Here is a 15923-nt window from a genome sequence, read left to right as displayed (position 1 = left end):
GGACGCTTCGCCCGCGATCTGAAGGACCGCTACGGCGCGGACCTGATGGTCCGGCTGGCCAGGGGCGATGATCGCGCGCTGGCGGTCGATATCCCGGACCGTGATCGGCGCCGGGCTGTGGCGCAGGCCATCACCGCCGCCGCCGAGCGCCATGAGACCATGGGCATGTCGCTGCGCCAAGTGCAGGAGGCGAAACTGCGGCTGCGGGAAGAGCGGGATCGGACGGCGGATCGAGATGGTGATCATCCACGTGGTCGGGACAAGGACCGCGAGCGCTAAGACATTGCACGGAGGCCGGAGCCCGCGCCAGACACGGACACTGTCTGTCTGTGCAGGTTGCCGGCCTGCTCCGGCCGCAGTTCATCGTGGGCTTGACCAGCTTCGCCATGATCGCACACGTCGCGCCGTCACTCTAATCGAACCGAAGGGCGGGTTCAGTTGTCACCTTTCCGGATGAGATCCCGACGCAGTTCGGCTGCTACCGGGAGCGCATCCAGATCGGTATAAATCACGCCGCTGCTGGTGCCCCGGCGTTGCTGCGGCGGTTGTAAGCAAAGGGACGCTTGTTCCTGCAGCGGCTTGAGCAACTCCCTCAGCGCCCGCCGCGCTTCAGACAACGCGTTCTGATCCTCGCATCGCAACCGTGCCCAGCTTTGCGTGTTCACAACTTTGATTTGTTTCATCTCACCCCCTGATCGGATGGACGAACAACAGAGCGTCACTTCTGTTCCTAAGAAATTGGCGCCTAGAGAAGGCAAGACCTCGTATGCATCAGGGCGCAGCATCGTGAGAATTCAGATCTCGGTCGTATTTTGGGGTTATTGCAGCCTGTGTTGACGGTGCACATCCCGGGGGTCAGGACGCAATCGACTGTATGTGGTAAAATAATAAGCTTGCATGGCGCGTTTCCCGCTGTCAATTATCCGCCGCAGGATTGCAACGTCGGAGCGGCTTGCAACCTGCAGAGGAAGCGTGATTGGCACATCGTGCGTCTTTCGGTCTGCCCTGCCAACCAGAGAGGGGACTTGTTAACTCCTCGCGACAAGAAAAATGGGTAGTTGACTGATATAAATGTATATTTATCTATCATCACGCAGACTGTTTCGTGGTGAGAAGCCCTAGTTTTTGGGAGCGTGCGTGGCGTATTTCGATTGTTACCTTATCCCGGTCAGGATGGAGAAGCTGGCTGACTACCGGCGTGCAGCAGAAGCAGTGGCGCAAGTGTTCAGAGACCATGGCGCCCACCGGGTCGTCGATGCTGTGATGGACACGACGACCGCAAATGATACCCCTGTGGTAATGTCTGGCTTCCACGTCAGAGAGTTTGCCAGCGCCGTGAGGCTCGAGTTCGGCGAAGTCCTTATCTTGGCCTGGACAGAATGGCCTGATAAGTCCACGAGAGACACAGGATTGGCAGCTGTGCTAAAGGATGCGCGAGCGCGGCCCCCAGCAGGCGCTGCCCAGATCTTCGACGGTGCGCGTCTTATCACGGCCGGATTTCAGGACCTGACGGATCAACTGCCGCGGGCATGAAACGGTCTTGGCGCAAGTGTATACTTGGCAGGAGTTATTCCCACCTAGCTTGCAGAACCATCAACTCATTACACCTATACTTGTACAAGGTTTTGGGGCAAAGTGAACTTGGCTGTTTGGTCAGTGACTCCGGCCGACGCTCGGCAAGATGGTGCATGAGAGGCACGCACAGTCAAGCCAGGAAGTCACGTGGGAAGCAGCTTCAGCTCATCGGCCTGAACGTCGATTGTCAACGAATCTACGGTCGCCGGTCGAAAGCGGGAAGTTCCTCCTAACGGCGATTGCGACAGCTATGCTCTGGAGCCAACATGTTGAGAATATCGATAACTTTTGAGGATAAAATCGACCTCAACGCCGCAGTCAGGCGCGGCATGGAAACTGCGATCCTTACCCTAGCCGAGGCGGAGACGGCTGTTTGGATCGACAGACGATTAACCTATCGCACGACGCGCGAACCGGAAGAGGTCCTGAAAGATTGGGCATTGCATAGCTACGCCCGCCAAGACTTCGCGCAGCTCCAAATCGCGCCTTGGGTTGCGCGTTGCCCAAGCCCGGCATGGAAGGGAAAAGAGCGTCGGATCCATAGTCTATCCAGCTGAAGTTGTTCAGAATTATTCAGAGACGCCAAGTTAGAGGTAGTGCTCCGAGCTGATGCTGCGAGTGGGGCATCCACCGCATCAGTTCAGCCCTCTGCTGGAAGTAACGCGAGGGCTGGATCGCCGCCTCATTCCGCAGCGAGCACATGTGTGGCCGGGTGTATCGCGAAGCGCAAAGCGGATTCGAGGTACGCTGGAGAAAACTGCCCGAGCTTAACCAATGCATCCGCATCAAGTACTTTAACCCAATCCTCTTCCCAGCGTACAAGACGCCGATCCCGCAGCTCTTGGATAGCGCGGCTCAAGTGCACAGGGGAATAACCTAGCATTCTGGCGACCTCCTTTTGTGCCAAAGGAAAATGGAACGCTGGGCTAGACCCCAGACTACAGCGCTCCCTCCAAGCCAGCTCGCAGACCAAATTGGCAACTCGGCTGGTTGCGCGAAGTGACTTGGCTTTGATCGCCCAACTTTCCGTCATGCAAGTCTCGAGCATCATTCCGCGCAACAGCGTGCGATCAAGAAAGTGCGAGTTAGGCATCATGGCCCGAAGGCGCAAAACCTCAACGTACTCGATGATCGACACAGTTTTCGTTACAACAGGCGAAGCTTCTCCGTCAAAGTGGAACGCCTCGAAATTGAAGACCATGCCTGTTGTGTAAAGGCTGGCGACAAAGGGGGCATCATGGAATTGGCTTATCCGCGCCGCTATCCCCGAAACCACCATCGCGATATGTTTGCTGGCGGGGTGCTCGTCGAACACGTTCGAGCCAGTTTGAAGCTTCCGCGTATCGGTCGGAATCTCGCGCAATTTATTCGCAAGAGCGGTGTTAGCGCCTTCTCTAATGAGCGCTGCAGTCAGCCAAGGTAAAAGACGCATTTGCTGACCGTATGGCTGGCTAGGACAGAATGACCGTACTTGAGTATCAGGTGAATGGACAGCCCATTTGTATCAGAGACCAGTTCGGCGCAAAAATACAAATCGTCAAATCGGTATGACGCGCAGTCGTTGCCCCGCGAAATCACGCCGGCCGCGACGGGATTGCGGGAACGCAGTGTGCCACGTCTTCTGATTTGCCAGAGCGGCCCGAGACACCGACCTTCGGGCCGGGTTCTGATCATGGTGGCGACAAAGCCGATGGACCTCCGCACCGATCATGACAGCTTGACCGCAATGGCGAAAAAAGGAGCTGCGCAAGGATCTGTCGTCTGACAGTGTCTTTGTATTCCAAGCCAAAGTTGGTCCAGTTTGAGCTGCTCGCCTGCGGTGAGGACTGACTGCTAACGATGAACCACGTCGATTCGTAGCGCTCGCGAGACTGAATTGCCAGTTGGTTCAGGCCATCACAGAAGGTGAGCGGAGGCGGTAGGATAGTCCCGCTATATTGGACTCTGCAACAGCTTTCGCGGGTACTGGCGGCGGCGGGGTTTACAAGGCTATGGAGAGCCCTATCCGTAGTCCGGCGGGACGAGGCCCACGAAAGCCATCGCACAGCAATATGTCACATCACGGATGTCTTAAGCAAGCCTCGCTGACACGAAGCTTAAGTGGCTCCGCCCCCGCATCCGCGAAGGCGGTCGTGATGCCTTGGCTACGCAAATCTCTCTCGCTTCTTCGGCCCAACCGAATCTCCGCACCATGCCACATGCCACTGTCCAAATCACTCGATAACACACGAACCGCCGCGGTGTAATACAACCTAAAGCACAACTTTAACTTTCGCAGCGTCAATAAACTCATGTGCGCTCGATGAGTTCCGAATTTTCTAAGACTTTGCATAAATTACATCCTTAGGGAGATTGAGTTAAAATTCGTAAAACTACTGGCTGTATTCCAATACTTTTTCGTAAATTATTGCTAGCCTCATCAGAATTCACCGGGTCTGCGGAGCGCAGGATCACTGGCTTCGTTGTATAAAAGGATAGATTGCGAAAGGTCGTCGGCCTGCATAACGCTGTAGGTGTTAGAATTCATGCATTTTACATAGTCTTTTGGTCGGAAAGCCTGGCGACTGACGGATCTCGAGGGAGCTGAGGATGGCACGACGGATACACGAAAAAACTTATCTCGATAGCCCGGATATGATTGCGTTCACACTTGGGCGTGTCGTCGCGATGCATATATCCAGAAATTTGGAGATATCACATTTCCATATACGTGCTAGCTTAGGTGAAATCATAGACGCTGAAACCGATAATTTCTTTGGTAACGTATCGAGAGAAATGGCTCTTTCAGCAATGGCTTATCTGAACAATGTTAGTTCTATCGCGCGTGATGGAAAAAATTATTGTCGTAGGATTGGCGGTATTGATTTACTCCATGCATAGCGTGTTAATTTATCCTGCTGTTCCAATGTCACTGCCAAGAGGCTGCTTGTTTGAATTTTGTTTTTGGGAACAGTTCACATTGCGCTGAGCAAGGTCTGAGCGACGCAGATCTAAACGCGCAATTAAGTCGGATACGCATTGAGTTAACGCGTTTTCCTATGGGTGCACATATTGCCCAGCTCGAAAGAGATCTTGACGTTGCGCTTGAGCTCGCAGAGCTGAGCTGAGCTTGGAGACATGGCTCTCGCCGTCAGCTCCGATTTACGTGAAATGTTATGATGGTCACGGTTGGATTTTGACAGACAGTTATTCAATTGATCTCTCTCATAAAAGGCTCTGGCCACTATGGTCGCAGCCCGGCCGGTACCATTGTATAGTCGAAACTGAACTGCACCGGGTTTGCCGGAGGCTGACTTTCGTTAGTTACGCGGCCATCGTTTCTGTTTCCAGCGCCGCGTAGAGGTTTGCCTCGGCTTCTGCTGGCGGGATGTTCCCGATCGGCTCCAGCAGGCGACGGTTGTTGAACTAGTCGACCCATTCCAGAGAAGCGTATTCCACAGCTTTGAAACTGCGCCAGGGGCCACGGCGATGGATGACCTCGGCTTTGAAGAGGCCGTTGATCATCTCGGCCAGCGCCACCGCCGCCGCCGCTCCAACCCAAGGACATCGCCACGCATCCTGCACCCCGCATAAGAGACGTCTCTAACGACGTCGTTATGCACGTCTCATAACTGGTCCGCCCAAGGTCAGGCAGGCGGTGACAACCGGGCGGTTACGCTTCAGTCGGGTTAATCCCCGTCAAGCCCGCGATTTTGGGCGGGCTATGGGAGTGATAGGCAAGACCGACCGTGTCGATGCCCGAATGCTCGCAGCGTTCGGTCAGAGGCTGCAACCACCGCAGACTCCGCCCGGCTCACCGACGCGGCAGGCGCTGCTGGCCCAGATTACCCGGCGTCGTCAATTGGTTGAGATGCGAAAGCAGGAGGTGACCAGAGTTCAGCAAACGACAGACCACGATGCCCACTCGGACATCAAGAGCTTAATCTCGCTCCTGCAGCGGCGGATCGAAAAGGTCGAGGCGAGGATCGCAGAGATAATTCAATCCTCGCCCGAACTGGCCGAAGCAAATCGTCAGCTGCAGTCAGTGCCCGGTGTCGGCACAATCGTCGCAGCCACTCTCATGGCCGAGTTGCCGGAGATCGGCACAACTGACCGCCGAAAGATCGCGGCACTCGCCGGCTTGGCACCGATTGCCCGGGATAGCGGACAGCGCTGCGGAAAAAGGGTCATCGGCGGCGGGAGACCCTCCGTCAGAACCGTCCTCTATCTCGCAGCGCTACATGCGTCACGGCACACCGCAATGTTCCGATCGTTCAGGCAGAAGCTCCAGGACGCAGGAAAGCCGGTGAAAGCCGCCTTGACAGCGACGGCTAGAAAGCTGCTCAGCGTGCTGAATAACATGATCGCCGCCGGAACCTGCTTCAGGGAGGTTCAACCAGCTTGAATACAGTTGCCGACAAACCCGGTGCGGTTCACTGCATTGGATACGCTCGGCGGTGATACGGCTGGATGATAAGTCGGGCCGGCATGTCTCGCCGCGCAGTCGCAAAGTCTTTCGCTTGGTTGGGCCGGGAAGGTCTCCAGGCCATGGCCGTGCATGAACTAAGCATCACTGAAAGCGCCAGAAGTGCATGTATGCAATCTCATTGAGACATCCCGGAATCGGAGTTCCCATTTCCACGTTTTGCTCACGACCGCCGGAACGAGCTTGGTTCAGGCGCGTTTGACCGGGGCTTGACCCGTAACCTTGGAGCTAAAAATGCGCGAGCGGTTCGGAGAGGGGATTTCAGCCACGGCAGATGCGCGCACCCTCGCGGCCATTTTAGTGTCGATCGCCGTTGTTCTGGGCCTGCTCTATGCCGGACGAGATGTGCTCATCCCACTTGCCATAGCTTTTCTGATCAGCTTTGCACTCAGCCCGTTGGTTCGATTGCTGGTGCGACGGCACGTCCCGCGTCCGGTGGCCGTCAGCGCCGTGATGGCGCTGCTGCTGATCATCCTCGCCAGCCTTGGTCTTCTCATCATCTCGCAGGTCGGAACGCTAAGTCAGGAACTCCCGACATATCAAAGCACGATCCGCAACAAAATCGACGGACTGGCAGATAGCTTGCACAAGCCCGGCATGTTTGACGGAGTTCTGCGCACCATCGACACTGTGAGAAAGGAAGTCGGGGAGGCGGTCTCAAATGAGACAGATCAAGATGCACCTCTTTCTGTTGAGATCATCCCGGACAACACGACACCGATCAAGACCGCTATCGCATTCTTGGTGCCAGTCCTAACGCCATTGGCAACGCTCGGGATTGTGTTTGTTTTTGTGTTTTTGGCTTTGCTCGATCAGGGCGATTTGCGCGACAGATTACTCCGTATTCTTGGCGGAAACTTGCATCGGTCGACAGACGCTATGGAAGAAGCTGGACGGCGGATTTCGCGCTATCTCATCATGCAGGTGATCGTGAATGTCACTTATGCGATACCCATGGCTCTCGGACTATGGCTGATTGGAGTGCCTGGCTTCGTCCTTTGGGGAACACTTGCGGCTCTTATGCGCTTCGTGCCGTATGTCGGTCCAATACTCTCCGCCGTTTTTCCCTTGACCTTGGCATTCGCCGTTGATGACGGCTGGAATATGGTGTTGCTCACCGTGACCTTGATCGTGGTTTTGGAGTTGATCAGCAGCAATATCGTCGAGCCAATCCTCTACGGCACCAGCACCGGACTATCGGCGCTTTCGCTGATCGCAGCTGCCACCTTCTGGACGGCCATGTGGGGTCCAGTGGGACTTATATTGTCGACCCCACTGACAGTTTGCCTGCTGGTCCTTGGCCGCAATGTACCACAGCTGCAGATTCTGGAGACACTTCTCGGCTCTACACCTGCGTTGGATACGGGCACGAGAATTTACCAAAGGTTGATCGCAGATGATGTTGAAGATGCCATCGAGCTTGCAAATGAAACTGTAGAAGGCAGTTCGCTCGTCGAGTTCTACGATACGGAGGGGCTTGCCGTCTTGAAACGCGCCTCGGCGAACTACCTGAGCAGCGCACGCCCCGAGCATCGGCTACGTATCGTGAATGGTATGGGTCTATTACTTGATGACTTGCGAGAAGAGTTCCCGGGACCAATCACCTTGCGTAAGACCCCCTTTGTCGCATGCATTGGTGGGAAATGGGAAGTCGACAATGTGTCGGCAAAGATGCTCGTGCACTGCCTAGAGATGTCGGAGATAGCCGCAGAAACCCGTGCCGCTGGCGTTCTCACACCCCATTATCTCGATAAGCTCGATCTTACTGGCGTAGATGTGGTTTGCATCGCCTATTTGAGCGAAAGCCCCGAGCGCAATGCCCGCGCGTTTTGCCAGCGTCTAAAGGATAGATGGCCGATGATCAAGATAGTGCTCGGATTCTGGCATCTGCAAGAATCTGCGGATGTGGCTCAACTGGCCCGCGAATGTGGTGCAGATCATGTTGTTACGTCACTCGGCGAAGCCACACACCGGATTGAAACCCTGCTCTATCCTTGGATCGGCAAACAACGACAACTCGCGAACCGACCTCCGGACGATGATGCACGGATTGCGGCATTACGAGAAACCGATCTACTGACTGGAGCCTTGAGAGAACAGCTCGACAGCTATGCAGCTCGCGCCGCAGAAGTTTTCGACGTCGATTTCGCGGTGATTTCTGCCATCACAGATGATGACGAATTCATCGTTGGTCAAAGTGCAGGCGTGGAAGATCGCGCAATTTCGAGCGATGGGGCGACTATCAAAATTTCTCGTCGAGACGCCATATGCGATCATGTCGTAGAGATAGGTGAACTCCTAGTGGTTCGTGATACGCATCGCGATCCTCGCTTTTCAGATCACCCAACGATCAATTCTTGGAAAGCGCGTTTTTATGCCGGTGCTCCCATCGGCACAGAAACAGGTCATGTTTTTGGGGCATTGTGTTTGCTCAACACGTCTGCCCGAGAATTCACAAATGAGGAGCGCGAACTGTTAAGCAGGCTCGCTGCCGAAGTATCTTCGCTAATTACTGGCAAGGTCGTTAATCGAGGGGAGGAAAATCCGGACCAGAATGGCGAAGAGAGCAGCTCGACGACTGCGCAGCTAGTTCCAGAATAAAACGCAGTCCGTTTCACCGGCCTCCTATAAGACAGCTTGCGATGTAGATTACCTTCTAGGTGGCAGGAACCATGACGGTAATCACTCCCACGTTTAGGGGATGTGGCAGTAGCTTTTTCTCGCCTGCGGGCTGAGGGGGCATAATAAGGAAAGATCCCATTTACCACACCGCGATCATAGCGGTGTTTCGCTAAGCTGAGTTTCGCAGAGTATTGACCGACCTTGAGATCATGCGAAATGCGTTAGGGCTGAGTCAAGTTATGCTGGCCTTCTTCTTTGTGCGCGACACCATTGCCGGTTCGACGGTGACACAGCTACACGATCAGCCGAACCGGCATATTTCGCCGCGCAGTCGCCAGGCCCTGCGCCTGGTCGCGGCGGGCAAGTCTCAGGCCGTGGCCGCGCATGAACTGGGCATCACCGAAAGCGCCTTACGGATGCGACTCAAATCCGCTCGCGAAGGGCTCGGTTCGAGGACCACTGCCGAAGCCATCATTGCGGCGCGCGATCTCAGCATTATTTGAGCGCGTCCACCGACTTGAGATCGAACAATCCTACAATCTCAGCCGTAGTCATGCGGGTCATGCGTTTGTTCTGATAAGTAAAGGTGCCGCCCTCCGGCGTGGCACAAAATCGTTTCTGGCCGTCGCCCTGCAGGCGGCCTGCGTAGATCACCGCCCCGCTGGCTTTCCGATAGAGCAAGGCGCCGGTGTCCGGCTGCGGCTGACCTTCGACCCATCAACAACGAACCTCGTCTTCTTGAAACTGTATCCTGCCAGCACCAGCAAGGTCGCGATCTGGCCATCCATCTGACGATAGGGCACGGCCGCAATATGATCTGTGCTGTCTCGTGACACCGGCGGCGGTCGACGGGCTGACGTGATTTCGGAAGGAATCTTATCGTCTGGAAGGGGTTGGCCGGTTGCAGCGAGCGGCGCATATCCGGTCAGACCTTGCGCTTCGACGGCCAACGCTGCCCAGATACGCTCACCCTCCGTAGCATCCCCTCCGATCCCGAAAGAGTAGTCATAAAACCAAGTACCGTCCTGAGGAGAAACACCCGGCTTCCCTCGGCGTTGCAACCGGCGGTTAAGATCCGCCAAGGCGCGTTGAGCGCGGTCGGGTGCAAAGGCAAAGGCCTTCTCGTATGTTGTGTCAGCTTTCATGAGAACCTGATAATCGGTAAAAATGCATATGCATGAATTGAGTTTTAGCAGGAAAACCGTATTTCTCTACCTGCCAAAACCGTGAAGAGGCGAAGCTTTCTTGCCAGCCTCAGTTCGGCACACTCCGACCTCCATAACCTGGCCCGCTTCACGCCCGATTCTTGACAGCATGGTGCCGCAATTTTGCCCCACCGCCCAGTGGCGCCGGAGGCGAAACGATATCTTGCGGGTAGGGTTCGTTAGAGGGATCATGACGGATTGGCCTGAGGCATGTAGCCCCGAGATCAGCAGCCCCGACCGGATTGGATCAATCCCGGATTTCAAACGTTGGCTTGGATATAGGCGAGGAGAAACCCATGAAACCCGCAACGCTGACTCTGACGGCGCAGGATCCGATCCGAGGCCACACTGAATCAGGTGGCGACTATGCTTTGTTTCGAACGGCTGCAAACGTCTCTCTCGAGCAGACCGAAGGCCCACACGAAGGGGAAATCGAGATTGACGGCCGGCGAGAACGTGTCGTGCTTGAAGGTGCGCACCCGACGCAATCTTCCCCGGGTATGCAGACTGACGATACATTTGACATCACACTGCGGCGCATATCACCAGCTGGAAGCTGACATAAAATTCCAGCTGAATTTCTTATGCGTCATTTGTGCTGGACGGCGCAGAGGACGGATTGAATGATGTTGGCATAATCCTGCAAGGTGGTTCGGCAGAGCCCAGTCAAGGATCCCGCGAGTTCAAACTGGCGCGGTCAGTTCGCACACCACGCCCGAAGGGAGATATTCCAGCTCGACCTGCCCGCCAAATTCTGCGGCAAGGAGTTGTCTGATGAGAAAGCTGCCAAAGCCGCGATGGCGCGGTGGGCTGACTGGAGGCCCGCCGCTTTCGCTCCAGTGCAACGTCAATATGGCGCCGCCATTCGCGTCCCTCAGCTCCCACGTGATGGTGATGTGGCCTTCATCGCATGACAATGCACCGTATTTCACGGCATTGGTTGCGAGCTCGAACAGCGACAATGTCAGTGCGAATGTCTGCTCATCACTGAGCGAAACCTCCGGGCCTGAGGCAGTAAACTGATGCGATTTATCGACGAGCCGCGTGCGGAGACGATCTACGATCTCTGCAATCGATGCCTTGCCGGCATTTCGGAGTGACAGGATGTCCTGTGCCTGGCCCATATCGATGAGCCGGTCTACGAGTTTGTCGCTCAGTTCCTGGACCGACGTTGCGCGGCGCGCCGTCTGCCGCACGACGGCCGATACCAGCGCGTAAGAATTTTTCAGCCGATGCACCAGCTCGCGATTGCTAACGGCGGCACGGCGCTCGAACCTCACGCGCTCGGTGGTTTCCATGACGGTATCGACAAACCCGCACACCTTTCCGGTCTCATCCTTGATCGGGCTGTAAGCAAAGGTGAAGAAGGCATCCTCCAGACCTTCGTCGCTTCGACGCACGGTTAAAGCGTAGTCCTTAATGAACGTGCCCTTCCCAGCCAATGCCTTGGCGGCGATGGGCCCGATCGAGGGCCATGCCTCTTGCCAGATAACCGAGAACGGTAGGCCAAGGCAGTCGCCCTTGTTGCCAAGGATCGGCTCAAAGGCATCGTTGTAGATGGTGATATGCTCCTCACCCCAGCAGAGGCATTTGGCGAAGCCCGAATCCATCACCAGCGCCACTGCTGTTTTCAGCGTGGCAGGCCAGGTCTCGATGGGTCCGAGCGCGGTGGCTGACCAGTCGAACTCGGCGACGCGTCGCGCCATCGGCACTGTCCTGTCGAGAAATGCAAATGGGTGGTCCACGACGTTCCTGCTCTTACCTTCTCAGACCCTGACCTAGCCAAGACCTCGGAAGGTCACAACCTATTGAGTAACTGGATCAAGTTAAATCAACGCCGTCCGGCCCTGGCAAGGACCGGAGCCTGACGCATGCGTTAAAATAACGTAACTGGAACGCCTCCCAGCTTACCGCGTTGCCTGAGAAGAGCATATCAAGTGCCCGGGCGGTTGGAGGCAGGCATTGGACGAGCGAAAGGATTGGCATCTGACGGACGCGCTGCACCATGAGCAGGGCAGGGGCGATCCGTTTGCGGCAGCCGTCCGTGCAACGCGCATGCCCATGATCATCACGGATCCAAAGTTGCCCGATAATCCGATCGTCTTTGCCAACGAGGCATTCCAGAAGCTGACAGGCTACGACCGGGAGGAGATCTTGGGCCGGAATTGTCGCTTGCTGCAAGGTGCGGAGACCGATCCTGATGCGATTAATGCCATTCGGACCGCGATAGCTGACGGGGGCGATATTGAAATTGATTTGTTGAACTATCGCAAGGATGGCTCAGCATTCTGGAACGCGCTTTACCTGAGTCCCGTGCGAGACGACACCGGCGACATCCAGTTCTTTTTTGCCTCTCAGCTTGACGTAACTGCGCGCATAGACGCCCAGTCTCGCATCGCAAGGCAGAAACGGCATGTCGAGCAACAGGTCGAGAAGCGGACGGCGGATTTGCAATCGGCATTGGACGCCCAGAAACTGCTACTTCATGAAGTCGATCATCGCGTAAAAAACAATATGACGATGATTGGATCTATTCTCCGGCTTCAGCTTCGTGAAGTCAGCGATGAGGATTCCGCGCATCAGATGCGGGCCATGATGTCTCGAATCGATGCGCTGGCCACCGTGCACCGGCGGCTTTATCAATCTGACGATGTCACCCGTTTCGATATCGGTGCCTATGCTGTAAATCTGGCGGGCGATCTGGTCCGGGCAGTCACAGACCGGGATATCGGTCTGGTTACAGATGTAAGACGCGCCGAGATCCCGGCGGGACAGGCCGCCGTTCTGGGTCTGATTGTGAACGAGATACTGACAAATTGCGTGCGCCACGCTTTTGCGGTGGGCGACGAAGGACATATCAGCATTTTTGCCCGCGCTGAGGAAAGCCGCGTCCTCCTCTCCATTGCCGATAACGGTATGGGATCAACGCGCCGCGATCAGCCTGCGGCGGGCTTGGGCGGTATTATTATCGAGCGCCTGTCGAAACAGGCGGGCACACAGGTCACGTGGCAGACGGATGCTTCCGGAACCCGCGCTGATCTTACAATCAAGTCAGAGGTTACATGAAACGCTGCGCTGGTCCGCTGAAGTTCCTGGTGGTTGAGGACGAGCCGCTTATCTCCATGGATATCGAAATGATGATCGCCGACGCCGGACATCAGGTCATCGGCACAGCCGCCACCTTGGACGAGGTCCAGGCAATGTCGCAAGAACAAGAGCTGAATGTAGCGCTTGTGGATCTGCATCTTGCCCGAGGCAGCTCGGGCTTTGACGTGAGTGACCACATTCAAATGCGCTGGCCGGGCGCCATCATCGTATTTGTTACCGCGAACCCAAGCGAAATCCCGGAGGATTTTGGCGGTGCTCACGGCGTGATCGCAAAACCGTTCTCATCGGCGGGTTTTGTGTCGGCGATGCAATATCTCAAGGAGGGCATTTGCGACCCGCCACCAGTGTCGCCGCAGCCAGGGAGCTTCGTGGCGTCCAAAGCGTTTGCAGCCAGTTGGGGAGCAAACTAACGGGCCGGAAAGATGCGGCGACTGGGGACTTCAGCCAATGGATCTCGAAATGCTTCTTTCTGTCGCCCGGCACTGCTTCCGCTAGTTAGCGTCTCCAAGCATAGCGTGCTGACGCCGAGCTGCTTGGATACCCCCTTGGACAGACAACTGCGTTGTTTGATCTGCGCCAGCCTGTTACGCTTACCTTGGTCGCCCTGCTGCAACGACAGCCAGACCTAGCGTCAAATCTGATCCTTGGATGACTCGGGGACGTGCCAATTAGCAGCTATGAGCGCCGAGATGAGCTTCCTGACCTAAAGCAGAGCGCAAAAGGTTGTCGCTCTCGGCGTCACCTCTTATCTGATCGAGTGGCAAATAATTTATGATGCGGTGGTTGCCTGGCAAATGGTTAGTGGCACAATCGTCCGATCGTCCGATCGTCCGATCGTCCGATCGTCCGATCGTCCATTGCGCTATTGCCGTCACCGGCGTTGCAGAGCCCGATGGAGATTAAGGTAGGCCTCTTGGATATGTCAGCATTGCCTGCGGTTTCCGGGGCCGCTAGCAGTTCGTCGAGGAACACGTTTTTAGTAGGAGATCTGACCTCTGAGCGAGAGCTTCGACCGCGGCAAAATTCTGACTGCGTATCCCCCATTCAGACATCCGCGAAGTATCGTGAAAAGTCTACGCTAATAGGGCGTTCTTTTAGTACGCGCAAAAAGTTTTTGGACCATGTCGACACGTCTGTTGCCTCCACGATGCGCAAAGATGCCGCATGCCTTTCTTTTCGCTCTGAAAGGGGCATGTCCATCGCAATCGCAATTGCTTTCGCAATATCTTCGATATCATAAGGATTTATCAAAAGCGCCTCGGTCATATCCTCCGCAACGCCAGCAAAGCGCGATAGTATCAGCACCCCCGGGTCATCCGGGTTCTGCGCGGCGATGTACTCTTTGGCCACAAGGTTCATCCCATCCGCCAGTGAGGTGACGAGACAGGCTTTGGCCTGGCGGTATAGTCTTGCGAGACGAGCCCGAGGAACAGAGCGGTGGATGTAGCGCACCGGGGTCCAGTCCAACTCGGCAAATGTTCCGTTGACATGTCCGGCGATTTCTTCGAGCTCTCGAGTGATATCCTGATACGCCCGCACCTGTTGTCGTGTCGGCGGCGCAATCTGGACAAGACAAGGCTTGCGCCCTAGTGGTCTGGTTTCGAGATACTTCGAAAAGGCCCGAAATCGGTTTGGTAAGCCTTTGGAATAATCTAAGCGATCTACCCCAATAATATATTCTTCCGGAGTTTCTCTTCCGAATACTGGCAACCCTGCATGACAGGCCTCAGACGCGAAACCAGCAGTATCGATGCCAATTGGGAATGAGCGTACCGACGTCACGCGATCATTGAACTTCACGCTACCGTCGGGCAAGAATTCTGCGCGCGGGTCCGCTCGAAACATTTCTAGACAACGGGCAACATCGCTTCTGGTCTGCAGGCCGATAAGGTCGAATTGCGCCAGATCGGCAGCGAAGGTCTCTGGCTTTGAGAGCACCGAAAGGTCCCCAAGCGCTGGAAACGGTATATGCAGAAAGAAACCGATGCGGTTCTTGACGCCAAGTTCGCGCATTCCCGCCGCCAAGGGTAAGAAGTGATAGTCATGTGCCCAAATGATATCGTCAGGCTCAAGTTGTGTGGCTACTAGTCTCGCAATCCGGGCATTAACTTTAAGATAAGCCGATTGATATTCTGATCTCATGTCGACAAGATCGCCGCGACGATGGCAAAGTGGCCAGATGACAGAATTGGCGTATCCGAGATAATAATTTTGAATTTCTTCTTCAGTCAGTCGGAAGGCAAACTTTTGATACTTTGAGCCGATCAGCTCTTCTAGCTCCTCGATGTTGTCTCCGGGATCGGGATGCGCTCCGATCCAGACAGCGTCCGTGCAGGCAAGTGCATCATGTAGGGCGACGACCAATCCGCCGGACAAGTGCTCGTTGGTCGGAATTCGATTTGAGATGATGATGAGCCGCCCCGCCATCTGTCCCTCGCGCTAATAGGTTTGTACGCGGCAGAAACATTCCGAGCGGAGAGTTGTTCCATGATTTTGTGTCTATCGGTCGCTAGATACGACAATTGCGGGAGCATACCGAACTATCCAATGTTTCTCGATCCGGCTTTGGAGACGAGATATGAGCGACAGCGAGCAAGGGAGGGATAGGCCGCGATGGCAACAAGAGCGCGACCTTTTTAGGGCAGCTCTCACTGAGGCAAAACAGGCACTGCTGCTCATAGCGCGTAATTTAACTGCGAGAACGTCCGGCAAGTTGGCATCGCTTCCTTCTCTTTCTAAAATGTCCCGTACGTTAGCTTCGGCGTCACCGTATGATTTTCTCTCTACGACCGATAACAATCTGCTCGCTTGATGAAGTTAGAGGTGGTCGCAAGATTTCGGACCAGAGGCTAAGCTTTAGCGCCTGAGGAAGAACCAATCTGAAATGACGAAACGCAAGCGCTATTCTGCAGAGTTCAAGGCGAAGGTGGCTCTTGAGGCCATCCGCG

The 15923-nt window shown here is 55.4% G+C and carries 14 protein-coding genes and 1 pseudogene; 9 read left to right on the top strand and 6 right to left on the bottom strand.

Going from position 1 to position 15923, the window contains the following annotated elements; all coding sequences use genetic code 11:
* Positions 1–279, top strand: a 279-nt coding sequence (locus FN835_RS21355; RefSeq protein WP_185958765.1) for a hypothetical protein, incomplete at its 5' end; no start/stop codon positions are given.
* Positions 280–434: 155 nt separating this feature from the next.
* Here the strand turns inward: FN835_RS21355 and FN835_RS19760 are convergent.
* The gene (locus FN835_RS19760; RefSeq protein ID WP_142664961.1) at positions 435–683 is read right to left on the bottom strand and encodes a hypothetical protein; all 249 of its coding nucleotides are present in this window, start codon (positions 681–683) and stop codon (positions 435–437) included.
* Positions 684–1137: 454 nt separating this feature from the next.
* Between FN835_RS19760 and FN835_RS21925 the strand changes: the two genes are divergently transcribed.
* Positions 1138–1533 carry a DUF1428 family protein gene (locus FN835_RS21925; protein ID WP_185958764.1) on the top strand — a complete coding sequence of 132 codons (396 nt, stop codon included), beginning with the start codon at positions 1138–1140 and terminating at the stop codon, positions 1531–1533.
* 724 nt (positions 1534–2257) lie between these two features.
* On the opposite strand, the gene FN835_RS19745 is transcribed toward FN835_RS21925, so the two are convergent.
* Positions 2258–3007, bottom strand: coding sequence for a Crp/Fnr family transcriptional regulator (locus FN835_RS19745; protein ID WP_142664958.1), 750 nt, complete (start codon positions 3005–3007; stop codon positions 2258–2260).
* A gap of 1157 nt (positions 3008–4164) precedes the next feature.
* Between FN835_RS19745 and FN835_RS19740 the strand changes: the two genes are divergently transcribed.
* On the top strand, positions 4165–4455 hold the full coding sequence (locus tag FN835_RS19740) for a hypothetical protein (RefSeq protein ID WP_142664957.1): 291 nt from the start codon (positions 4165–4167) through the stop codon (positions 4453–4455).
* Between the two features lie 423 nt (positions 4456–4878).
* Here the strand turns inward: FN835_RS19740 and FN835_RS21705 are convergent.
* Positions 4879–5094: pseudogene (locus FN835_RS21705) on the bottom strand (IS3 family transposase); the annotation flags it as partial.
* Positions 5095–5212: 118 nt separating this feature from the next.
* On the opposite strand from FN835_RS21705, the gene FN835_RS19735 reads away from it, so the two are divergent.
* The 3 genes from FN835_RS19735 to FN835_RS19725 all read left to right on the top strand — a co-directional run bounded on the left by FN835_RS19735 (position 5213) and on the right by FN835_RS19725 (position 9165).
* Positions 5213–5959, top strand: a complete 747-nt coding sequence (locus FN835_RS19735; RefSeq protein WP_185958763.1) for an IS110 family RNA-guided transposase — start codon at positions 5213–5215, stop codon at positions 5957–5959.
* Between the two features lie 315 nt (positions 5960–6274).
* A complete protein-coding gene (locus FN835_RS19730) occupies positions 6275–8641 on the top strand; it encodes an AI-2E family transporter (RefSeq protein ID WP_142664955.1) in 2367 nt (788 codons plus the stop codon).
* A gap of 260 nt (positions 8642–8901) precedes the next feature.
* Positions 8902–9165, top strand: a complete 264-nt coding sequence (locus FN835_RS19725) for a helix-turn-helix domain-containing protein (RefSeq protein WP_185958762.1) — start codon at positions 8902–8904, stop codon at positions 9163–9165.
* A gap of 147 nt (positions 9166–9312) precedes the next feature.
* On the opposite strand, the gene FN835_RS19720 is transcribed toward FN835_RS19725, so the two are convergent.
* A complete protein-coding gene (locus tag FN835_RS19720) occupies positions 9313–9807 on the bottom strand; it encodes a hypothetical protein (protein WP_142664953.1) in 495 nt (164 codons plus the stop codon).
* Positions 9808–10163: 356 nt separating this feature from the next.
* Here FN835_RS19720 and FN835_RS19715 point away from each other — a divergent pair, with 356 nt between their 5' ends.
* Positions 10164–10427, top strand: coding sequence for a hypothetical protein (locus FN835_RS19715; protein ID WP_142664952.1), 264 nt, complete (start codon positions 10164–10166; stop codon positions 10425–10427).
* Between the two features lie 123 nt (positions 10428–10550).
* Here FN835_RS19715 and FN835_RS19710 read toward each other — a convergent pair whose 3' ends face one another.
* On the bottom strand, positions 10551–11573 hold the full coding sequence (locus FN835_RS19710) for a sensor histidine kinase (RefSeq protein WP_246098824.1): 1023 nt from the start codon (positions 11571–11573) through the stop codon (positions 10551–10553).
* Positions 11574–11829: 256 nt separating this feature from the next.
* Between FN835_RS19710 and FN835_RS21810 the strand changes: the two genes are divergently transcribed.
* Entirely contained in the window at positions 11830–12933 is a 1104-nt protein-coding gene (locus FN835_RS21810; protein ID WP_142664950.1) for a PAS domain-containing protein, read from the top strand.
* The gene (locus FN835_RS19700) at positions 12930–13385 is read left to right on the top strand and encodes a response regulator (protein ID WP_142664949.1); all 456 of its coding nucleotides are present in this window, start codon (positions 12930–12932) and stop codon (positions 13383–13385) included. The genes FN835_RS21810 and FN835_RS19700 overlap by 4 nt, the downstream gene beginning before the upstream one ends.
* A 634-nt stretch (positions 13386–14019) precedes the next feature.
* On the opposite strand, the gene FN835_RS19695 is transcribed toward FN835_RS19700, so the two are convergent.
* Complete coding sequence (locus tag FN835_RS19695; RefSeq protein ID WP_142664948.1) at positions 14020–15402, bottom strand: alpha,alpha-trehalose-phosphate synthase (UDP-forming); 1383 nt, start codon at positions 15400–15402, stop codon at positions 14020–14022.
* Positions 15403–15923 lie beyond the last annotated feature (521 nt).

It is taken from the genome of Paracoccus laeviglucosivorans, from assembly GCF_900182695.1.
Taxonomy (GTDB): domain Bacteria; phylum Pseudomonadota; class Alphaproteobacteria; order Rhodobacterales; family Rhodobacteraceae; genus Paracoccus; species Paracoccus laeviglucosivorans.
The sequence above is the reverse complement of the archived record's forward strand: the minus strand, read 5'-3'. Positions and strand labels throughout refer to the sequence as shown.